This is a genomic window from Streptomyces sp. NPDC005728, from assembly GCF_040630895.1.
GTDB lineage: Bacteria > Actinomycetota > Actinomycetes > Streptomycetales > Streptomycetaceae > Streptomyces.
This window is the reverse complement of record NZ_JBEXYL010000072.1, coordinates 1-19,977: the sequence shown is the minus strand read 5'-3', so window position 1 is coordinate 19,977 and position 19,977 is coordinate 1. Positions and strand designations below refer to the sequence as shown.

Annotated in this window: 17 protein-coding genes and 2 pseudogenes; 12 read left to right on the top strand and 7 right to left on the bottom strand. The window is 69.9% G+C overall.

Annotation, left to right across the window (positions count from 1 at the left end):
• Positions 1-234: a hypothetical protein gene (locus ABZ471_RS34750; protein WP_359072162.1), complete on the top strand. Its 234-nt coding sequence runs from the start codon at positions 1-3 to the stop codon at positions 232-234.
• A gap of 300 nt (positions 235-534) precedes the next feature.
• On the opposite strand, the gene ABZ471_RS34745 is transcribed toward ABZ471_RS34750, so the two are convergent.
• Together ABZ471_RS34745 and ABZ471_RS34740 are read right to left on the bottom strand one after the other, a co-directional pair.
• Positions 535-1,782, bottom strand: a complete 1,248-nt coding sequence (locus ABZ471_RS34745) for a hypothetical protein (RefSeq protein ID WP_359072160.1) — start codon at positions 1,780-1,782, stop codon at positions 535-537.
• 94 nt (positions 1,783-1,876) lie between these two features.
• Entirely contained in the window at positions 1,877-2,422 is a 546-nt protein-coding gene (locus ABZ471_RS34740) for a PQQ-binding-like beta-propeller repeat protein (RefSeq protein ID WP_359072159.1), read from the bottom strand.
• A 388-nt stretch (positions 2,423-2,810) separates the two neighbouring features.
• On the opposite strand from ABZ471_RS34740, the gene ABZ471_RS34735 reads away from it, so the two are divergent.
• From ABZ471_RS34735 to ABZ471_RS34695, 9 genes are all read left to right on the top strand, one after another.
• Entirely contained in the window at positions 2,811-3,680 is an 870-nt protein-coding gene (locus ABZ471_RS34735; protein WP_359072158.1) for an aminoglycoside phosphotransferase family protein, read from the top strand.
• Entirely contained in the window at positions 3,677-4,144 is a 468-nt protein-coding gene (locus tag ABZ471_RS34730; RefSeq protein WP_359072157.1) for an NUDIX domain-containing protein, read from the top strand. Before ABZ471_RS34735 ends, ABZ471_RS34730 begins: the two co-directional genes overlap by 4 nt.
• Positions 4,141-6,132, top strand: coding sequence for an ABC transporter ATP-binding protein (locus ABZ471_RS34725; RefSeq protein ID WP_359072155.1), 1,992 nt, complete (start codon positions 4,141-4,143; stop codon positions 6,130-6,132). Before ABZ471_RS34730 ends, ABZ471_RS34725 begins: the two co-directional genes overlap by 4 nt.
• The gene (gene fxlM, locus ABZ471_RS34720; protein WP_359072153.1) at positions 6,129-8,297 is read left to right on the top strand and encodes a methyltransferase, FxLD system; all 2,169 of its coding nucleotides are present in this window, start codon (positions 6,129-6,131) and stop codon (positions 8,295-8,297) included. Before ABZ471_RS34725 ends, fxlM begins: the two co-directional genes overlap by 4 nt.
• 99 nt (positions 8,298-8,396) lie before the next feature.
• Positions 8,397-9,092: a class I SAM-dependent methyltransferase gene (locus tag ABZ471_RS34715; RefSeq protein ID WP_359072152.1), complete on the top strand. Its 696-nt coding sequence runs from the start codon at positions 8,397-8,399 to the stop codon at positions 9,090-9,092.
• 31 nt (positions 9,093-9,123) lie between these two features.
• The gene (locus ABZ471_RS34710) at positions 9,124-9,540 is read left to right on the top strand and encodes a class I SAM-dependent methyltransferase (RefSeq protein WP_359072151.1); all 417 of its coding nucleotides are present in this window, start codon (positions 9,124-9,126) and stop codon (positions 9,538-9,540) included.
• 76 nt (positions 9,541-9,616) lie between these two features.
• Positions 9,617-9,967 carry a hypothetical protein gene (locus ABZ471_RS34705; RefSeq protein ID WP_359072149.1) on the top strand — a complete coding sequence of 117 codons (351 nt, stop codon included), beginning with the start codon at positions 9,617-9,619 and terminating at the stop codon, positions 9,965-9,967.
• Positions 9,968-10,437: 470 nt separating this feature from the next.
• Entirely contained in the window at positions 10,438-11,457 is a 1,020-nt protein-coding gene (locus tag ABZ471_RS34700; RefSeq protein ID WP_359072147.1) for an HAD family hydrolase, read from the top strand.
• Entirely contained in the window at positions 11,406-12,554 is a 1,149-nt protein-coding gene (locus tag ABZ471_RS34695) for a trehalose-6-phosphate synthase (protein WP_359072145.1), read from the top strand. The genes ABZ471_RS34700 and ABZ471_RS34695 overlap by 52 nt, the downstream gene beginning before the upstream one ends.
• A gap of 391 nt (positions 12,555-12,945) precedes the next feature.
• Here the strand turns inward: ABZ471_RS34695 and ABZ471_RS34690 are convergent.
• Positions 12,946-13,047, bottom strand: a pseudogene (locus tag ABZ471_RS34690) (transporter); the annotation flags it as partial.
• A gap of 113 nt (positions 13,048-13,160) precedes the next feature.
• On the opposite strand from ABZ471_RS34690, the pseudogene ABZ471_RS34685 reads away from it, so the two are divergent.
• Positions 13,161-13,433 (top strand): annotated as a pseudogene (locus ABZ471_RS34685) (hypothetical protein); the annotation flags it as partial.
• Positions 13,434-13,575: 142 nt separating this feature from the next.
• Here ABZ471_RS34685 and ABZ471_RS34680 read toward each other — a convergent pair.
• Together ABZ471_RS34680 and ABZ471_RS34675 are read right to left on the bottom strand one after the other, a co-directional pair.
• The gene (locus ABZ471_RS34680; protein WP_359072144.1) at positions 13,576-14,256 is read right to left on the bottom strand and encodes a methyltransferase domain-containing protein; all 681 of its coding nucleotides are present in this window, start codon (positions 14,254-14,256) and stop codon (positions 13,576-13,578) included.
• A 522-nt stretch (positions 14,257-14,778) separates the two neighbouring features.
• The gene (locus ABZ471_RS34675; protein ID WP_359072142.1) at positions 14,779-15,810 is read right to left on the bottom strand and encodes an NAD(P)-dependent alcohol dehydrogenase; all 1,032 of its coding nucleotides are present in this window, start codon (positions 15,808-15,810) and stop codon (positions 14,779-14,781) included.
• Between the two features lie 128 nt (positions 15,811-15,938).
• Here ABZ471_RS34675 and ABZ471_RS34670 point away from each other — a divergent pair, with 128 nt between their 5' ends.
• Positions 15,939-16,604, top strand: a complete 666-nt coding sequence (locus tag ABZ471_RS34670; RefSeq protein ID WP_359072141.1) for a TetR/AcrR family transcriptional regulator — start codon at positions 15,939-15,941, stop codon at positions 16,602-16,604.
• Here the strand turns inward: ABZ471_RS34670 and ABZ471_RS34665 are convergent.
• Positions 16,519-17,049: an alkyl sulfatase C-terminal domain-containing protein gene (locus ABZ471_RS34665; protein WP_359072138.1), complete on the bottom strand. Its 531-nt coding sequence runs from the start codon at positions 17,047-17,049 to the stop codon at positions 16,519-16,521. The two genes, ABZ471_RS34670 and ABZ471_RS34665, sit on opposite strands and share 86 nt — an antisense overlap.
• A 231-nt stretch (positions 17,050-17,280) precedes the next feature.
• Positions 17,281-18,399: a PP2C family protein-serine/threonine phosphatase gene (locus ABZ471_RS34660; RefSeq protein WP_359072137.1), complete on the bottom strand. Its 1,119-nt coding sequence runs from the start codon at positions 18,397-18,399 to the stop codon at positions 17,281-17,283.
• Positions 18,400-19,977 lie beyond the last annotated feature (1,578 nt).

Sequence of the window (19,977 nt, the reverse complement as noted above, 5' to 3'; positions counted from 1 at the left end):
ATGGCGGAAGCCGGACGCGACATCAGCGAACTGGAACTCGTCGGCGGCACCCGCGCCGTCTTCCCCGACAACAACTCCTGCGCGGACCTCGACCAGGCACTGGCGCACATCCCCGCTCAGCTCGAACAGGGCTTCACCACCTTCTGCATCAAGCCCTCCCAGTTCACCGACGACCCGGGCGGCATCGGCCACTTCTGCCGCCAGGTCATGCGCCGCGTCCAGTCCCTGGTCTGACCGGCCGGAATCCCCGCAGCCGTGCTGCGGGACAGCTGCCACCGGGCAGCGCCCTGTCCCTCACCCATGCCGCCGGCCTCGGCGACAAGAACGCCATGAGTCGGGGGCTGTGGATCGAGAAGCTGACCGCGCTGTCCGGCGTCACCGAGGTGAACTGACAGATCATCATGAAGCGCATCAGGGAGCCGCGCGGCCTGCCGGTGAACGGGGGCGGATGCCCGATGCCCGGCGGCTGTCGGCCGGCGGCGACGCGAGGGGCTCGCGGTGGCAGGAAGCCGCACCGCGAGCCCCGTATGCCGATCAGGAACAGTGGACGGTCGCCTGGGCGCTGCCGCCGTTGCTGGAGAAGCTGATCGTGAACTGGCCGTTCCCGGGCTGCTGCTCGGTCCGGCCGCCCAGCGCAATCTCCTGCGAGGCGTTCCCGGCGAGGGACCCTCCACTCTGGCTGAGGGTGACCCCGCCGGGCAGCCCGCCGGCCGTCCAGTCCAGATCGCCGCTGCCGGTGTTGAGAACGACCAGTTTGTTCGGCCACTCGCCGTTGGCGCAGTACTCCTGGACGTCGGACGAACGAAGCGCCAGCACCCCCGCGGCTGCCGGGGAAGGCGGGTTCGACTGCCTCGGCAGCCGCGCCTGGCTCGGTGACTCGATGGTCCCCTGATCGGGGCTGTCGCTTTGGGCGGGCGGGGTGGAGACGTCGGTCGTGGGCGCGTCCGCCGTGCTGGGCGAGTCGCTCGCGCTGGGCGTGGACACCGAGCTGGCGGCCGGGGCGGCGGGGACGCCGGACGGGCTGGTCGAGCCGCCACTGGAAGGGGTGGCCACACCCAGTGGCGTGGTGGCGGCCGGGTCGTTGCCGAGCCGTTGCCCGACGACCACGCCGCCGACGGCAACCACCATCACGCCGCCGATGATCAGCGCGAGAGTCTTCGGCTTCGCGGCCCTCTTCGGCCGCAGCTTCTTCGAGTGGCCGGTACGACCGCCCTGAACGATGATCCCGTGCCCCACCGTCCGGGGGTCGTCCTGCTTGGGCCCGATGGCCCGAGGATCGTCCCCACCGCCGCCTCCGGCGACACGGCCGCCCTGAACGATGATGCCGCCCTGCACGATGATGCCGTCGTCGGCTGGGTCACCGATGGCTCGGGGGTCGTCCTGCTTGGGGCCGATCGCCCGAGGGTCATCCTGCTTCGGACCGATCGCCCGAGGGTCATCCTGCTTCGGACCGATCGCCCGAGGGTCATCCTGCTTCGGACCGATCGCCCGGGGGTCGTCCTGCTTCGGACCGATCGCCCGAGGGTCATCCTGCTTCGGACCGATCGCGCGCGACGAGTCCTGACCGGTCGGGCGGCTTCCCTGGACGGTGATGGCGGTCGGGTCCGGGGCCGGGTCGGTGAAACCGCCGTCCGGCCCGGCGGGCACGTCGTGGGATCCGCCCGTCGTGTGCTCACCGCCGGCGCGGGCGGTCGCGGACGGATCCGCGGCCTCCGCATGCGTGCCTGCCGTTGCGTCGCTCTCCGGACGCGGCACGCCCGGCTCCCGTCTGCCGTCGCTCATCACGCGCAATCCCCCACTGGTCATCGATGGCCGTCACTGAACATCGCCCCCGTCACCACCGTCGTGAGCCATGACGTCAAGGGCCTGCTCATAATTAGCCACCGTTTGGCCGAGAGGTCCACCTCAGGGGTATGACAGCAACGTCCCGATCTCGTACCGAGCCCCCACACGGCCACCTCGAACCCTCGCCTCCCGCCGGACGCCTGATCAGTCGTGCACGCTGCGCGGAGGTCGCCGTCGACGCGCAACGAAACCCGCCTCCGCTCGTACGGCGTTGCAATCCTTTGGCGTTGCCATCAAGCAGGCCCTCACCCAGGGGCTGCGCCAGGTCGCCCTGCGGCTGGAAGTCGGAGCGTGTCCACAGCTTCTTGCCCGTCTTGCCGAGTACCGCAGTTCCGCGGCTGCAGAGGATCAGGTCGCCGGCCAGGATCCATGTGGCGTCGTAGAGGGAGAACACGTCGATCGCCCATCGCTGGTGGCCGGTGCGCGGATCGATTCCGATCACCAGACCGTCCTCTCCGGTGATCAGCAGGCCGCTGGGCCGGTGCACATCCAGCCCCATGGCGCTGTTGGAGACCGACTGCTGCCACCGGCGCTCGCCGGTGGCAGCGTCGAAGCGAAGGGCAGCTTCCTGGGCCACGCCGTCGATCTCCGACCGGGACTGACCCCTGCGATGGCCACGCCCACGCCTGACAATCCCCCACAGGAGGTACCGAAACCCACATGAGTGATCGAACACAGCGTCACAGCACACCGCCCTCGGCCGCGCACGGAGGGGCCCGGGTATTCGAAATCAGGTTCTAGATTTCGCCCTCGCGCACCCGTGACGGCGACAGGAAGTCCCCCGTTACCCGATCACCTGTCCGCATCTCGCCCCGAGGAGCACCCATGCATCCCGTACGCCGCCCTGCGCTCGTTCATCCTGCGTTCGATAACACCGCTGCCTCCTCGGACACCACCGCCCGCCCCGGCGCCGACTGCGCCGTCTTCCTCGCCGACGGGGCACGACCGGATACGAGGTACCTGGCATGACGGACTCCACACGCCTCCCGGCACCCCTCGCCTCCTGGGTGGAAACGGTCCCAGGCCCCCTGAAGGCCGTGCAGGACGCCTTCCGCGCCCGGGAGAACTCCCAGATGCGGGAGGTGACCGGACGCGCCGGCGACTACAACGTGAAGGTGGCTCTCAAGCCTGCCCTGTATACCCGGGAGACCCGCGCCTACCGCGAAGCCGTCCCTCACCTCGGTCACGCCCCCGCTCTGAAGGACAGCTCCGCCGACCTGCTCGCCTTGTTCCTCACCGCGGTGGACGGCGAACCGCTGAAGGGAGAGGAGCCACCCGCGCGCCGCCGCGCCGCCCACCGGCAAACCGGCCCGGTCCTGCGCCGCTTTCACGAGGCTCCACCCGGCCACCAGGCGCAGGACCAGGCCGCGCACCATGTCGAGAGCGCACAGTCCGGGTTGGACAAGCACATTGCGCAGGCCGGTGACCACCTGTCCACCGCCGAATCCGACACGCTGCGCCGCCTCGTGAGCACGCTGCCCGGCCTCGGCCCCCTTCCCGCCGGGTGGCGCCACGGGAACTTCCGGGAGCGCAACCTGCTGTGGAACGGCCGATGCTGCGCGGTGATCGACTTCCAGCGCAGCGAACCGGGCCCGCTCGTCTCCGACTTCGTCAAGCTCACCACCTCCCTAGGGCCGGACCATCCTGAGCTGCGCACCGCCCTGTTCGAGAGGTACGGCCGGTCTCCGGCCGATGCCGAGGAATCCGCGCTCGCGGCGTTCGCCGCAGCCGAGCCCGCCGGCGCCCTCGTGTACGGCCCCCGGCACGGCGACGCGTTCGTGACCGCGCGTGACCGACGCGCCGTCGAGCGCCCGATGCAGGAGGGACGGCGTTGAGCCAAGCTCCTCACCTGCTGATCGCCGACGTGGCCCAGATCCTGCTCCGGGCGAACGGCGCCGCCCTGTGCGTGCGCCGCAAGCCTGACGCGGACCTCGCACCGGGACAGCTCACCGTCGTGGGAGGCCATCTGAAGACCGGCGAGCCGCTGGACCACGCGGCGCGGTACGAAGCCAAGGAAGAGGCCGGCGTCCATGTCAGCGCCGACCAGCAGGAGTTCGGCGGCCTCGTCCACCACCACGAGCCAGAGGGCATGGACCGCATCACCGCCGTGTTCGTGACCCAGTCCTGGACCGGCGAACCACACAACGCCGAGCCGGACAAACACGAAGGGCTGTTCTGGGTACCGATGGAGAAACCCCCGCGGGACTGCCACCCCTACACCGTCACCATCTTCCACATGCTCACCCACGGCCCGTCGTACCGGGCCCTGAACTGGCCCACCTCGGGAGGCGCCCGGTGAAGAGGTTGTTCGGACCGGTGAAGATGGCCGAGCCCCAGGTCTCCGACGCCGAACAGGAGCTGTTCGGCGGACCGCTGCGCTACGACATGGGCTGGTCCCACCACGAGCACGCGGGTCTGGACCTGACCATGATGTCCGCGCTGCGCTCCATGCCGGCCCTCGTCGGCGCCGCCCTGCGCATGGCATGGAGCGCCGACCGGCGGGCGCTGCTCGCCGTGGCGGTCAGCGAGATCGGCCAGGGCATCGCCGCGGCCGTCGGCCTGCTCGCCATCAACGCCGTCATGCATGCCCTGCTCGCCGGGAGTGGCGAAGCCGCCCAGCGGCTGCATGCGCTGCTGCCCGGACTGCTGGCAGCCGCTGCCATCAGTGTGGTCAACTCCGCCCTCTCCGCGTGGTCGACGTCTCGCGCCGGGCGCCTGGAGCCGATGGTCGAGCGGATCGCCACCACCCAGTACCTGGCCGCTGCCACAAGTGTCGAGTTGGAAGCCATCGACGACCCCGACTTCCGGCGGCTCGTCGACGTTGCCCAGTACGGTCCGGGCTCCGCCCGCCGCATGATCGGTGCCTGTGTCGCCGCGCTGAACGGCCTCATCTCCCTGATCACCACCGCCGGCGTCCTCGCCGTCCTCCACCCCGTCCTGCTTCCCATGCTGATTCTCATCGCCGCCCCGCGCGGCTGGGGCGCCATGCGCGTGGCCCAGGAACGGTACGTGTCGGTGATGAGCTGGATCGAGCATGTGCGGGCCAGCCGGCTCATCGGCAACCTGCTCACCGAGCGCAGCGCCGCCCAGGAGGTCCGCCTCCACGCCGTCGGCGCCTTCCTCCTCAGCCGCTACCAGCGCATGGCCGAGAGCGCCGAGGCCGAACAGGAACGCCTCGCCTCCAGCAAGGCCCTGACGGAGTGGATCGCCTCCGCGCTGTCCGGCCTGGCCATGGCCGCGACGTACGGGGCCATGTTCTGGCTGATCATGGCCGGGCACATGAGCCTCGCCATCGCCGGCACCGCGGTGATCGCGGTGCGGACGGGGTCGGCGAGCCTGGGCGCGCTGGTGATGAACATCAACCAGCTGCACGAGGAGTCCCTGTACGTCCGCGACCACGGCCGGTTCCTGGCCCAGGCGGCGCAGCGCACCATCCCCGAGGGCGGCGCCCCGGTCCCGGAGCAGATCAAGGAGATCGTCCTCGACCGCGTCACCTACCGCTACCCCGACCGTGACACGGCTGCCCTGAACCAGGTGTCCCTTACCCTGCCGATGGGCTCGGTCACCGCCGTGGTCGGTGAGAACGGATCCGGCAAGAGCACGCTGATGAAGATCCTGTCAGGCATGCTGCTGCCCCAGGCCGGCACCCTGCGCTGGGGCGAGGCGGACATCAGCGGCCTCGACCGCTCCCAGGTCTTCGAACGCGTCTCCCTGCTCACCCAGGATTTCCAGCGCTGGCCCGTGACCGCCGCGATGAACATCCGCCTCGGCCGCCCCGCCCACGCCGCCACACCGCAGGACCTGCAGCCGTCGGTCGACTACGCCGGCGCCGGCCCGGTCATCGCCAAACTCCCCGACGGCCTGCGGAGCCTGCTGGCCCGCATGTTCCGCGGCGCCATCGAACTCTCCGGCGGCGAATGGCAGAAAGTGGGTCTCGCCCGCACGCACTGGCGTAGCTCGACATCGCAGGCGCACAGCGTCCTCATCGTCGACGAACCGACCTCCGCCCTCGACCCCGAAGCCGAGATCGAAGCCTTCGACCGCATCCGCCGCCTCGCCGCCCCGAACCGGGCCGTCGTCCTGGTCACCCACCGCATGTCCGGTGTACGCCACGCCGACCGCATCTACGTCCTCAACCACGGACACCTCACCGAACACGGCACCCACGACGAACTCATCGCCGCCCAGGGCCGCTACGCGGCCATGTTCGACGCGCAGGCCGCCCAGTACGCCCCCAACGCCGACATCCCCAACCCCGCCGCCCCCACCGTCGCGGATCCCGCATGACCCGATCCACCGAAAGGCCCGCCGTGACGACACCTCCCACCACCGAACTCGACGAGACGGGCGCCCTGCGCCACCAGCTGGCCGACGAGCTCACCGAAGCCGGCCACATCCGCACCCCTGCGGTCGACAACGCCATGCGCACCGTGCTCCGGCACGCCTTCGCCCCCGAGGTACCGGCCCAGAAGGCTTACGCCAACGACATCATTGCCACCCGCCATACCGACGACGGCCGCATCACCAGCTCCATCTCCGCACCCTGGCTGCAGGCCGACATGCTCGAAGCCGCCCGCATCCAGCCCGGCCACCGCGTCCTGGAGATCGGCTCCGGCGGCTACAACGCCGCCCTGATCGCCGAACTCGTCGGCCCCACGGGCAGCGTCACCACCCTCGACATCGATCCGGCCGTCACCGACCGCGCCACCCGCTACCTGACCGAGACCGGCTACGCCCGCGTCCGCGTGGTCACCGCCGACGCCGAACACCTGCCTGCGGGCATCGTCCCGGACGGCGGCTTCGACGCCGTCATGGTCACCGTCGACACCTGGGACCTGCCCTGGATCCACGCACTCGCCGACGGCGGACGCCTCGTCGCACCCCTGCGCTTGCACCAGTACACGTGGGCCATCGGCTTCACCAAACGCGACGGGGCCCTCCACAGCGACGAGCCGCTCATCGTCTGCGGCTTCGTGGCCATGCAAGGCGCCGGTGCCTGGGACGCGCACCTCCGCACCGTCCCGGGCACCGGCGTCCACCTCTCCTGGGAGGACGGCACCCCGCTGCCCGTCGACCAGCTCGCACCGGCCCTCACCCGCGAGCCGTTCGTGGCCCACACCCACGTCACCGTAGGCGGTCAGGAACCCTTCGACGCCCTCACCCTCTACCTCGCCGGCGCCCTGCCCGGCTTCTGCCGCCTGTCGGTCGACCCCGACGGCGACAACGGGGTGCTGAACCCGCCACCCCGGCACTGGCCCGGCGCCGCGATCGTGCGCGGCGCCTCCCTCGCGCGGCTGGCCACCGAGCGCATCGCCGACGGTGACGACGGCAGCGGGTTGTACGAGCTGGTCGTCCACGGATACGGTCCTCACGGCCGCCTGACCGCCCAAGAGATGGCCGACCAGGTTCAGCACTGGCAGCGCAACCACCGCGCCGCCCTCTCCCCGCGGATCACCATCCGCGCCGTGGCCGACTGCGGTCCCGTACCCGTGGCCGGCGATCCGCACGTGTTCGTCAAGAAGCACACCAGCATCGCGATCGACTGGCCGATCGTTCCTGGCACGGCGGCCCTGCTCACGGACGACGAGGGCCGCTATCTGCTCCACCTGCGCTCGGCGAACAAGCCGATCTGGCGCCCGGGGCAGTGGGCCCTGCTCGGTGGCAACACGGAGAAGGGCGAGAGCTGCGACGCGGCGATCGTCAGGGAACTCGACGAAGAGGCCGGACTCGCCATCCCGGACCTGGCCGCCTTTGCCACGCTGGACACGCTCGATGCGAACGGCTCCTTCAAGGACCGCGTGCGTGTCTACCACGGCAGACTGAACGTGCCCGCGCACGAGATCGAACTGCGCGAGGGAATCCAGCTGCGTTGGACCCGCATCGAGGAGACCGCGCAGATGACCATGGACCCCGGCACCGCCGCGGTCCTCCACGCCCATCACCGCGCTCCCCGTCCCCGTGGCAGCCGCGACGCCACGCTCCCTGTGGTGGAAGTCCGCGAGCCGCGCGATCACCGCAGCCGCAGCATCGTCGGCGCCCACCTGGTCCTCGTCCGGGACGGGGCCGTTCTGTTGGGTGAACGCCACCCGAGCAGTGCTTTCGCGCCGTCGACCTGGCACCTGCCCGCCGGCCACCGAGAGGACATGGAAGCCGCCATCTCCTGCATGGTCCGCGAGGCTGAGGAAGAGACCGGACTCCGCATTGCCGAGGGTGACTTGTCGCTCGTCCACGTCCTCGACCTGCTCGACCCCAGCAGCACGATCCCGCGCGTCCAGTTCTTCTTCTCTCCTTCCCGCTGGGAGGGAGAGCCCACCGTGCGCGAGCCGGAGTGCTGCACCGAATGGCGCTGGTGGCCGCTGGACGCACTGCCCGAGCCCACCGTGGAGTACACGCGCGTCGCATTGGAGGCCATCTCCCGCGGCACGCTCTACACCGCCATGGGCTGGTCCTGACCCGCCCGCGCAGAGCCGGCGCCGCCACAACGGCTACGAGCAGGTCCCCACTGCCTTGCCGTCTCCAGCCCCGCTACCGAGAAGGGCGTGCTTCCGTACATGTTCACCACGCAGGACGAATGGGACCGCGGCTACGCCGACGGCCGCCGCTACCGCCAACTCACCGACGCCGAACCGTCGCTGCTCGCCACGTACGTGCCGCCTCCCGCCGGGGGAAAGGCCCTTGACATCGGGTGCGGGACCGGCGCACTCGCTGCCCACCTGTCGTCGACCGACTACGCCGTAGACGCCGTCGACTGGTCCGGGACAGCCCTCGCAGAAGCCGGCACCCGGCACGGTGACGCTGTTCGCCGGCTGCGCCTCGACGTCGAGCAAGACGACTGGGCACCACTGCACACCGACGGATACAACTTGATCACCCTGCGATTCGTCGCTCCGTTCCTCAGCTCCCGCGATCGCACCCTGGACGCGCTTGGCCACCGACTGCGGCCCAGCGGCGCCCTCGTGGTCATCACAGCGCTCGCAGTTGGGGCGCTACTACGGTCCGGTGGAATCGGGCCGAAAACCGGTCCCCGGATGCCTCTGAACAAAGTCGGCTTCATTTTCGACGGAGGGCGCCTCACCGGCGAACAGCTCCGTCGGATCCGCCTCGATCCCGTGGAGCACGACATGTGGGCCGTCCACGACCTCGTCAGCCGGCAGGAGTTGATGGCGCCCCGGGCCTTCGCCCGTCTCGACGCCATCGAACGAGCCCGGCGCGGCGAGGGCCTCGCCTGCATCATCACGCACACCTGATCCACGTCGCGCTGCCCACCGAGGAGACAACGTGCCCGTCGAGGACATCAACACCCAAGCCTGGACCATCTACGGGAGGCGCCAGCCGGCCCGCTCCTCCATGCCGCCCATCCCCGATCACCTGGCCTGGACGCCCTGGGAGGGGGTCGGGCCGGGCGCTGAAGTCCTCGGCGACATCACCGGCCGGCGTGTACTGGACATCGGCTCCGGGGCCGGCCACCACGCCGTGCATCTCGCCCAGGCCCACGGCGCTCGCGTCACCGGGATCGAGCTGTCACCGACCCAGCACGAACACGCCGCCTCCACACACGCGGAGGTTCCGGGGGTGGAATTCGGGCACGGAGATGTGGTCGAGTACCTCGCCGAGGCCGCGCCGTTCGATGCCGCATACGCCATCGGCACCCTGGGATTCACCGACCCCGCACCGCGCGCTGCCCGCGCTGTGTGACGGCCTGCGCCCCGGCGCGCCGCTGATCCTCTCGCTCCTGCACACCGACCTGCATGGCAGCGGCCCGTCCAGGGAGGTGGCACCGCGCGAACAGATGCTCTTGCTGCGTGACGATCCGCCCCTGCCCACCCAGATGTGGATCCTGGCACCGCAGTTGTGGGAGGACCTGCTCACCGAATACGGCTTTCGCGTCGAGGCCATCGAGCTGCTGCACCACCCAGATGAGAGCGCCCCGGTCATCCAGCAGCTCATCCGGGCCCGCCGCCTGCCCGACCGGCCTGCACGAGTTTCCAGCCGCCCCGCACCACCAAGCCGCCTGTGCCGCACGCGGCCGTCGGTGTCGGTGCGATCCTCCTCGGCGAGCAGGGACTGCTTCTGGGCCGCAGGGCCACACCCCCACACACTGCTGCGGCAAGCCCATCGCTGACCCACGTCGGGCAGAGGAGTGAAAGATCCGGGCCCGCGCATGAGGTGGGGCTGCAGGCGGTTAGAGCTCTGGACAACCGTCGTTGCACGTGTTGTCGCCACAGCCCGAAACGGCCTGGACCGGCCGCACGGGTGACGGCAACCTCCACGCCGTGCCGATGTCGTCATGCCGTGATCCTGGAGGTCCCGTGTCGCCAGCCGATCCAGCCATCGATCGACTAGTGGAGGCCGCGCGCCATGCGCCGACACGCCTGATTGCTCGACTTGTGGAAAGCGACGACCTTCGCGAGATGCGACTTGGGCAGGCAATCCGGGACGTTCAGAGAGCCCAATCGCACCCGGACGCGGCTGATGCGGGGAACGTCATCGACCCGGTGACCCACGACCCCGCTTGGTGAAGCGCTCACACGCTCCGGCACGACCGCGGATGCCCGCGCTGCTGGAGCTGGTCAGGACCTGGAGGGAGCGCCTGTGGGCAGAGAGGCCGTTGCGGCCAGGGTGCTCGTGACCGACCTGGACGGCACGCTGCTGGGAGGCGAAGGACACGATCGGCGGCGTCTGCGCGACGCCCTGAACCGGCACCCGGACATCACGATGGTCTTTGCGACCGGACGCGGTCTTGCTTCCGTACAGGCGCTCCTGCGAGATGATCCCCTGGTGCCGTCCCCGCGCTGGATCATCGCCGACGTCGGGGCCAGCGTCATCGACGCCATCCGGATGGCCCGCCTCGAAGCGCTGGAGGGGCAGCTGCGCGCTGGATGGCCGGGCGCCGACCGGGTTCGAGCGGCACTGCGGCATTTCCCGCAGCTCGTGTACCAGGCAGGCGTGCCCCAGCACGGCCGCTGCTCCTTCTATCTGAACCCCGAAGGTCTCTCGGACGACCTCAAGGCCGCGGTGAAGGCGCTGGGATGCTCCTGGTCGTACGCCTCGGGCCGGTACTTCGACGTCCTGCCGGCCAGGGCGAGCAAGGGACGTGCACTGCGGCTGCTCGGCCGCAGGCTGGGGTGGCCTCGGCAGGCGATGCTCGTGGCCGGGGACTCCCTCAACGACGTTTCGTTGTTCTCCCAGGGCACGCACGCGGTCGTGGTCGCCAACGCGGAGCCCGCTCTGGCTGCCGGCGTCCCCGCGAGCGAGCAGGTTCACCACTCCGCCCTCGACGGAGCTGCCGCCGTCCTGGAGGGGATGGAACGACTCGGCTGGCTGGACCGCCGATCGGTGGTCGTCGGCTATCACCGGCCGCCCGTGCGCTGGCTCGACGGCGCCTGGCGGCCGCCCTCCAGCCCCAACGGCATCCTGCCGACCTTGCAGGCCGCTCTTGCCAACGAGCACCTGGACGCGGTGTGGGCAGCCGCCCACATCGGCGAAGCACTGCCACCTGCCCAGCCGGTGAAGGCCGCCGACGGCCTGCCACTGTCCCTGCTGCCGCTGCATCCCAAACGGTGGCGGGCTACTTTCACCGCGTCTGCAAGGAGACGCTCTGGCCGGCCCTGATGTCCCAGCCCGACCTCATCCAGGACCGACCCGCCCACTGGGCCGACTATGAGGAGGTAAACGCCGCATTCGCCCGCCATATCAGCTCCCTCGCCGCGCAGGGAGGTACGGTCTGGTTGCACGACTACAATCTGTGGCTCGCGCCGGCCATCCTCAGGGCCCAGCGACCCGACTTGGCCGTCGGGCTGTTCCACCACACGCCGTTCCCCCACCCGGACGTCTTCCGCCGCATTCCGGCAGCCGGGCAGCTGCTCGACTCGCTTGCATGCCTGGACTGGGCCGGCTTCCACACCGCCGACTGCGCCGACCACTTCCGCCGGCTCCTCGCCGCCACCGCAGGGCCCACGCCGCGCGTCGGCGTGCACCCCCTGGGCATCGACCGCCATGCCGTCGCAGACCTCGCCAGGACACGCCTCCAGCCGCGGCACGGGAACGACAGCACCCAGCTGGTGCTGTCCGTGGAACGACTCGACTACGCCAAGGCGCCCGTCCAAAAGATCCGCGCACTGGACGCCCTCCTGGCCCACACGCCCCGACTACGAGGACAGGTGCGTTACCGCCTGGTCTGCCCACCACCGGAAGCCGGCATCCACGCCTACGACTCCACCCGCTTGGAACTTGAGAACGCGATCAACCGAATTAACCACCGGTGGGGCACGCGGGAGTGGGAGCCCGTCGACTACATCCCCCGCAATCTGGACTTCCCCGAGGTCGTCGACCACTACCTGGCAGCCGACGTGTTCTGGGTGACCTCACTCGCCGACGGGATGAACCTCACAGCCCAGGAATACATCACAGCGCACCACGCCACCAACCGCCCCGGTGTTCTGGTCCTGTCCCGTCGCACGGGAATCGCGCAGCACCTGGGCACCGCAGCACTGCTCACCGATCCACTGCTTCCACAGGACCTGGTCGACACCCTGCGCGCCGCACTGGCCATGACGGTGCACGAACGCGCCGCACACATCACACGCCTGAAGGGCCTGCTCGACACCCCGCCCCCAGCCGAGTGGGCCCACACAGTCATCGCCGCCATCCGCGGCGCGCCGGGGCCTCGCTGCATAGATCGAGACATGGAGCAGCACTGGGACGAGTGAACGATCAGATGGGACTTCGTCTCACCGCGCTGTCCCTTGGGCCGGACAAAGGCCATCGTCAAGGAGAAAGGGACACGCGAAGTGCGGGCCTACACAAGTGTCGGCTACTACCTGGGCCGCGGCCAGGAAGTACTGCTCATGGGCGCGTTCGAGATCAGGAACGGGACCGACTCGCGGGTCTCCGTCTTTTCCGACGAGGCTGCGCACACGCGCATGTTCGATCTCGACCCGCGGCAGTGGTTGGCACAAAGCGATCGGGACTTGGCCGGCGCCTCGCAGCGCCGTCCAGCGTCACGCTCGACGCCGCGCCGGGGCCCGTCCGCAAGGGTGTGCGCCGGGTGCAGGAGGCATTGACCAGGCGGCTCTCCCACGGGCGAGAGCCGTCATCCGGGAAGTTCCGAAGGCGCTGATACCCCCGGTACGTCGTGCGCTGAACTCGGTGTACGCCGTCCCCGAGGCCAAGCGGAGTCTCGTCCACCGCCTGCGCCGGCTCGGCCGACAGCGCGCTCAGGCCGCCATCCGCTCCTGGCACGGCCGCAGGCGATCAGCCAGGTCGCCAAGGTCATGCCGGAGATCCTGGAGGAAACCTGCCCGGCCGCCCCGGACTTCGTCGGCCACAGCCAAACCGACCGCGAGCACGTCATAGCGCTCGCGGGCCGTCCGCTCGTCGGCCCCCAGCCCGGCGCACGCCCGGTTGCGGCCACTCCCCGCGACTGGCAGGCCCACCAGGTTTTCCACGGCGAGCCACGCCCTGTCACCGTCAGCACTCCGCCGGCGCCGGTCCCTGCCAGGACATCCCCTTCATGGAAGACGCGTTCGACCTGTGGGATGCCGTCTCGGTCGTCGGCGGCTTTGGAGCAGGGCAGGACACCGAAGTGAACTCTTCGGCACCCGGAGCCGGAGCGGCTGTGCGGGTTCGAAGTAGCGAGAACACCCTTGGTCCATGAGGGGCCGTATCCGTTGTCAGTGGATCGGTCATCGAGGCTGCCCAGGTGCCGGGCCTGCTGCGAGCCGAGGGATCTCAGCGCAGTCGGAGCACGCGCAGCACCAGGTCGTCGGTATGGTGCGCGCCGGCGCCACCGTCGGGTGCCACGCGTGGCCGTTGCTCGTCCACCTCAACCTCCCAGTCGTCGTTGAGCAGATCGGCCACCATCGAGGGCCAGACGTAGTCAGCCGGGTCGAAGCCGCTGTCGTGCGCCTGCGGGGTGTCCATCCCCGCGTGGTGCACGAGCAGCAGCACACCGCCGGGCGCGACGGCCGCGAGCAGCGCTCGCTCAGCAGCGGCGTCGGGGGTGCGCAGCAAGGCCGGGTACTGCACGGAAACCAGGTCGAAGGAGGCCGGCGGGAGCACCGCCTCTGTGAGTGCGGCGTGTACCCAGCGAACGGCGAGACCGGCGTCGCGCGCGTGCCTGGCCGCCCGCTCCAGCGCCACGCCCGAGACCTCGAGCGCGGTCACGTCCCAGCCGCCGCGCGCGAGCCAGACGGCGTCCGCGCCCTCGCCACAGCCGACGTCGAGCACCCGCCCGGGCGTGAGCCCTGCGACCTCGGCCACGAGCGCTCCGTTGGGCCGGCCGCTCCACAGCCGTTGCCGGTCGGCGTACCGGTTGTCCCACTCCGCCCGCACCGCAGGGTCCCCGACGTATCCGTCGGCAGGAGAGGGGGTGTCGGACGCGGGCGATCCTGCTGCGATGTTGTCGGTCACGGGCCCACCGTCGCCCACTGCGTCCCGGTCACGCCACTCCCGTTGCCGGTCCGGCAAAACGGCGTCCAAAGGACGTCGCACTGGACGTCATAGCGGCAGACTGGCCGCGGCCCTTCCACCTGCCCAGCAAACCGTCGTCGGTCAGTCTTCAGTGGCGATCGATCAAGTGTCGATGGGACGGGACAGCGGCCGAGGCGCCTGGCCGCACCGGAGTCCTTGTCCCGTCTCCAGCGATCCGGCCTCCGTCTCAAGTGATCCGGTCCGATTCACCTGCGGTCTCACAGAATCCGAGAGCGCCGACCGACACCGGTCAATGCGCGGGCCCTTCCTCCAACCTCCTTCCGTGCCTGCAGCCTTGCCTGCCCGTACGATTCAACCCGCACCGCCCCTCCCCCGGTGCGCCGCCGGGTCCGGCTTCCGTCTTCTCGACCCGGGCGGGCGTCGTGTCTCGGTCGATGTCCTGGGCCCGGCTCCCGCACGCAGTGGCGGACTTGGGCATGTTGTCGGCCTCGGCCTGTGTCGTCACTCGGCGGGCAGGGTGAGCGCCAGCTTGCCGGTGACGCGGCCGTCGAGGAGGTGCCGGACGGCTGCGGCGGTGTCGGTGAGCGGGTAGACGCGGTCCACGACAGGTCTGAGTGCACCCGCATCGATGAGTGCGGTCAGGTCGCGCAGCCCGTCGGCATGCTCGGATGAAATGAAGGTGCCCAGGTGTTGGCCGGTGAACGGCGACAGCATCTGTGCGCGGAGCTGCCGGTCGGTGCCGCCGAGCCAGGCGCCGTTGGTCTCGCCGCCGGTGATGATCAGCCTGCCGCGGGGCTTGAGGACGCGGCGCAGGTCCTGCAGACCGCGGTTGCCCGCGATGTCGATGATGGCGTCGTAGCGTCGCGGGCCGGCGAGGAAGTCCTCGCGGGTGTAGTCGATCACGTGGTCGGCGCCCAGCGCCCGTACGGCGTCGAGCTTGCGAGTGCTCGCAACGGCCGTGACCCGGGCACCGAAGGTGTGGGCGACCTGGACGGCGAAGGTACCCACGCCGCCGGCGGCTCCCGTGATCAGGACCTGCTGGCCTTCTTGGATCTTGCCCTTGTCGCGAACCGCCTGCAGCGCGGTGAGCGCGCTGACGGGTACCGTCGCCGCCTCCTCGAAGGTGAGTCCGGCCGGTTTGGGAGCGATCCTGTCCGGACGGGCGGCGGCGTATTCGGCGAACGCGGCGGCTGCCGTGCCGTACACCTCGTCGCCGAGTGCGAAGCCGGTCACGGCGGAGCCGACCGCCTCGACGACACCTGCGATGGTGCGGCCGGGGTTGGGGAGCTTCGGCCTGCGCAGCCCGCTCACGGGCCGGACCGCATACGGGAGACCGGCCATCATGTGCCAGGTTCCCCTGTCCACGCTGGAGGCGCGCACCCGCACCAGTATCTCGGCCGTCCCGATGCCGGGCCGGACGAGCCGCGCCGTACGCATCACGGCTTCCGGCTCGGAGCCGTACCGCTCCTGCACGACGGCCGTCATCGTCTCGGTCCCACCGGCGGTTTCGATCGGCTCGCTCCTCTTCCGCATCGTCACTGCTCCCCGGTTCCGTCTCCATCTGCACTTACGGCGTAAGCATGCACTTACGGCGTAAGTAGAGCACTTACAGCGTAAGCTCGTCAACGCTGGGAGACTACGAGAGGAAGCGACCGTCCACCATGAACCGACGTACCGCCCCGCAGCCGCCCCGCGAGACGCTCACCCGGCAGCGGGTGCTGCGCGCCGCCGTCGAACTCGCCGACAACGCCGGCCTGGAGACGCTCAGCATGCGCAAGCTCGGCGAGGCCGTCGGAGTCGAGGCAATGTCCCTGTACAACCACGTGGCCAACAAGGAGGACCTGCTCGACGGCATGGTCGACCTGGTCTTCGGCGAGGTCGAACTGCCCACACCGGGTGACGACTGGCGACAGGCGATGCGGCAGCGGGCCACCTCCATGCGCCACGTGCTGTCCCGCCACCGGTGGGCGATCGGGCTGATGGAGTCACGTTCCGACCCGGGCCCCGCCACCCTGCGTCACCACGACGCCGTTCTCGGCTGCCTGCGTCAGGGCGGGCTCTCCCTCACCCTGACCGCCCACGCCGTCTCGGTCCTCGACAGCTTCATCTACGGGTTCGCCCTGCAGGAGAAGACCTTGCCCTTCGACACCCCGGACCAGACCGCCGAACTGGCGAAGTCCATCATGAGCGGATTCGGCGACGGCGAGTACCCGTACCTGACCGAGATCGCGACCGCTCATGTCATGCGTCCCGGGTACGCCTACGGCGACGAGTTCGAGTTCGGGCTGGACCTGATCCTCGACGGCCTCCAGCAAGCGGCGAGCTGACAGGCTCGTCGACTCGCCACCAGAGCGCCGGGACATCCGTGCGCTCCGTCAGGTCGGTCAGGCCGAGGGTGGCGAGCAGCACGGCCCGTAGGTCGGTCTCGGCGAGGGTGATCCACACGTCGGGGTCACCCGCGGCGGGCCCCGTCCCGGTGACGTGGGTGAGAACCCCGTTGCGCAACCGCATCGTGACGGGCTCACCGTCCTTCAGATTCCAGCGCACGGTGATGTCCGCGTCCCAGCTGCGCCGACCGTCCACCCGGATGGCCAGCGAGTCGAACACCTGGTCCAGCGTCAACGCGGCCAGCATGTCGGGCGTCTCCGGGCGACCGGCCTTCCCGGTGGCCCGGACCGCCTCGGACGGCGCCCGTGTCCGCCGCAGTCGGCGCCGGTGTCGCGAGCGGCAGGCTGACAAGCAGAGCACCGCCGCCCCCTTGGCCAAGGGCATCAGCGAACCTCCGCACCCACGTCACAACCGCGGCCCGGTGCCGTCGTCCGTGCCCGCGGCCGTGCCCGCGACCGCGACCAGTCTCAGCCCGGAGACGCGTCCCTGCCCGTCCAGGACACCGTACGACCGACATCGCGGCCGAGGGCAAGGCCGTCGCCCAGGACACCGGCTCAGACACCTCGAACGAGTTCCGACGCCTGAAACCCGCGCAGGTCAAGCCTCATCCCAGGATCAGAGGCTCGGGCGCCTCCGGGCGACGAGGGCAGCGACGTCGTCGTCGAGCTCGCCTCCGCTGTAGGCGATCAGGTCGCGGTGGAGATGATCGAGGAGCTGGTGGGGCCCCTCGCCGCTCCATGAGCGGACCCGTTCGGCGAGGGGGTAGAAGGCGCCGGAGCGGTCACGGGTCTCCGTGACCCCGTCGGTGTACAGCAGGAGCTGGTCTCCGGGATGGAAGGGGGCGAGGTCGATCCGATACCCGTCGCTCACCAGGTTCCCCAGGTTGAGCGGCGGCGAGGGAGCGGCGAGCTGTAGCTCCCGGACCTCGCCTCGGTGAAGCAGCAGCGGGGGTGGGTGGCCGCAGGTGACAGTCCGGACGACCGGTTCGTCGTCCGGGATCTCGGCGAGGAGTGCGGTGATGAAACGTTCTGCGGTCTCCGAGCCCGGGACCCCCGGGTACTGGGAGGCGTAGCGGCTCATGCTCGTCTCCAGGCGGCGCGCGAGGTGGGGCAGGTCGGGCGCGTCGTGGGCGGCCTCGCGGAATGCACTGAGCAGCGTGGCAGCCGTCTGCATCGCGATCAGCCCCTTGCCGCGTACGTCGCCGATGAGTAGCCGTACGGCGTGCGGGGTGCGTATGGCCCCGTACAGGTCGCCGCCCATCCGGGCTTCCGCCGCGGCGGCCACGTACAGGCTTTCGAGCGTGACGTGTCCGAGGTGTCGCGGTATCGGATGCAGCACCGCCAACTGGGCGGTCTCAGCCACCGAACGGACCTGACCCAGCTGCTGGGCGTGCCGGCTCAGCAGGCGATTGATGAAGACGGCGAATGCCGCAATCGCCGCGAGGGTGGCCAGCTCAGAATAGGCGGTCGCATCCCGCAGAGCATCGAAGTCCACCATCAGGCCGAAGAAGACCGCGCACGCGCCCACTCCGGTGAGCACGGTCCCCCACAGGGGCAGTAGTGCGGCGGCAGAAACCATGGCCGCGGCAAGGATGGCATCCGGCCTGACATCGCGGGGCGTGTAGAGGCCGACGAACAGACCGATGAGCAGCAGCAGAGCAGGCAGCAGGGGAAGCAACCTGCCCCGCGCACCAGCGCTGTGCGGGACTCCGCGTTCCTCAGGAGACCTCACCACCGTGCCGCTCCCCAAGATCGCACAAGTCGAGCAGCAGCCTAGATATGAGAGCCAGGCCACCGATTTGGGTAATTTTATCGCTGTTCGCCCGTGGCCTGCGAACATCCGGTGCGCCGTGGTGACGCACAGGTGTCATCGGGGTGCGTGCCGCTCGACGACAGGATCCAACCCGGTGACTCACCAGCCCCCTGCCCACCGTGCAACTCGGCAGCCGATGCCGTTTCCTTCGCGGCCTCGCTGAGGCGATCGCAGTGCCCCCGGCACCGCCTCTACGGTTGGCGCCCGCAATCCGAGGCCCAGAACTATGGCGTCCTACCACATACGCCTCTGACCTGCATGTTCCTACGATATGGCGACACACGAACGTCCCCGTCACACGCCAGGAAGTGGTGCCGATGCCGTCGCCAGCAAGCGCTCCACCAGCCCCTTCGAACCTCCCCCGCATCGTCGCCGCCAGCCTCATCGGCACCACCATCGCCGAGCTGATCACCCTCCTGGACGATGAGGGAGAATGTGAGCTGAGCGTGTGGGTGCAGCGATGACTTTTGCCAGAGCATCCGGACAGCAGATCATCCGCCGGGACAGCCATGTGGCGCGGGCCATCGGTGCGTACCCCTTCTGCCTTCAAGAGGCATGCTGTGCCTGGACGTCGTAGATGGCTGGATCATGTACATCGAAGTACTCGATCGGCCACCATGCACCGCCAGAGCGCGCAGCCGTGACACAAAGCCCGCAGCTCCGGGTTCGGACAGGCCGGCCTTTTGCCCGGCGTGCTCGTACGCGCTGTGGACCCCAATCCCAGTGGCCCCATCGCCACGCCGCCGGCGAGAAGGCGACCGCTTCGCCGCCAGCCTCGTTGATGGCATGGACCTCGGCACGGAGCAGCACTACACCTGGTGCATGGTCGAGCGAGCAGTCGGCGTCCCCGCCACCCGCTGGAGGCCGAGCCGTCAGTCCGGGCACCAGGGACTGTCCGAGGGGTTGAGTGACGTGCCCACCGGCGGGTCGTTCCGTTCAGCGTGGGGCGGGCCAGCAGACAGGCGCCCCTATCCCCGTGCGGTACATCCCAGCCACCAGCGGACCGGGGACAACGCTGTACGCGTGCCCCGACTGCGTCCATCTGGTGTCACCAGACCCCCTACCTACCGATGCGATGCCGCCGGTAAGCAACAGGGCAAACCCTTCCTCGCCCGCCCGCCGGCGCCTTGTGGCCCCGGCGGGCGGAGTCATGTCTACGGTGGGAAGGGACTAAGGCCGAGGGCCGCACCTGCACAACCCGGCAGTGCCGGGGGCCGGTTGAATCATCATGAACGTGGGCTACTTCGGGGCCGCCACCGGGGACGAAGGTGTACCGGGCGGTGGTCACGATCACGAGACCGCCGAGGCCGTCGGCGCGGCGCAGCTTGGTGCCCCGCCCGCCTCGCACGCTCGGCAGTCTCGCAAATGACCTCCTGGTCGGGAAGGACCGTGCTGATGGTTTGCGTCAGTTGTCGGTGATCCAGGTGCCCTTGTTCGGGTGCCAATGGATGGTGGCCTTCTGGAAGGGCGGGGAAGATCCGGCCGCCGCGGAATCCGCAG

Coding starts and splice junctions, on each gene's coding strand:
- ABZ471_RS34735 (WP_359072158.1), top strand. CDS start 2,811: ATGACGGACTCCACACGCCTCCCGGCACCCCTCGCCTCCTGGGTGGAA.
- ABZ471_RS34715 (WP_359072152.1), top strand. CDS start 8,397: ATGTTCACCACGCAGGACGAATGGGACCGCGGCTACGCCGACGGCCGC.
- ABZ471_RS34750 (WP_359072162.1), top strand. CDS start 1: ATGGCGGAAGCCGGACGCGACATCAGCGAACTGGAACTCGTCGGCGGC.
- ABZ471_RS34670 (WP_359072141.1), top strand. CDS start 15,939: ATGAACCGACGTACCGCCCCGCAGCCGCCCCGCGAGACGCTCACCCGG.
- ABZ471_RS34665 (WP_359072138.1), bottom strand. CDS start 17,049: ATGCCCTTGGCCAAGGGGGCGGCGGTGCTCTGCTTGTCAGCCTGCCGC.
- ABZ471_RS34745 (WP_359072160.1), bottom strand. CDS start 1,782: ATGAGCGACGGCAGACGGGAGCCGGGCGTGCCGCGTCCGGAGAGCGAC.
- ABZ471_RS34675 (WP_359072142.1), bottom strand. CDS start 15,810: ATGCGGAAGAGGAGCGAGCCGATCGAAACCGCCGGTGGGACCGAGACG.
- fxlM (WP_359072153.1), top strand. CDS start 6,129: ATGACCCGATCCACCGAAAGGCCCGCCGTGACGACACCTCCCACCACC.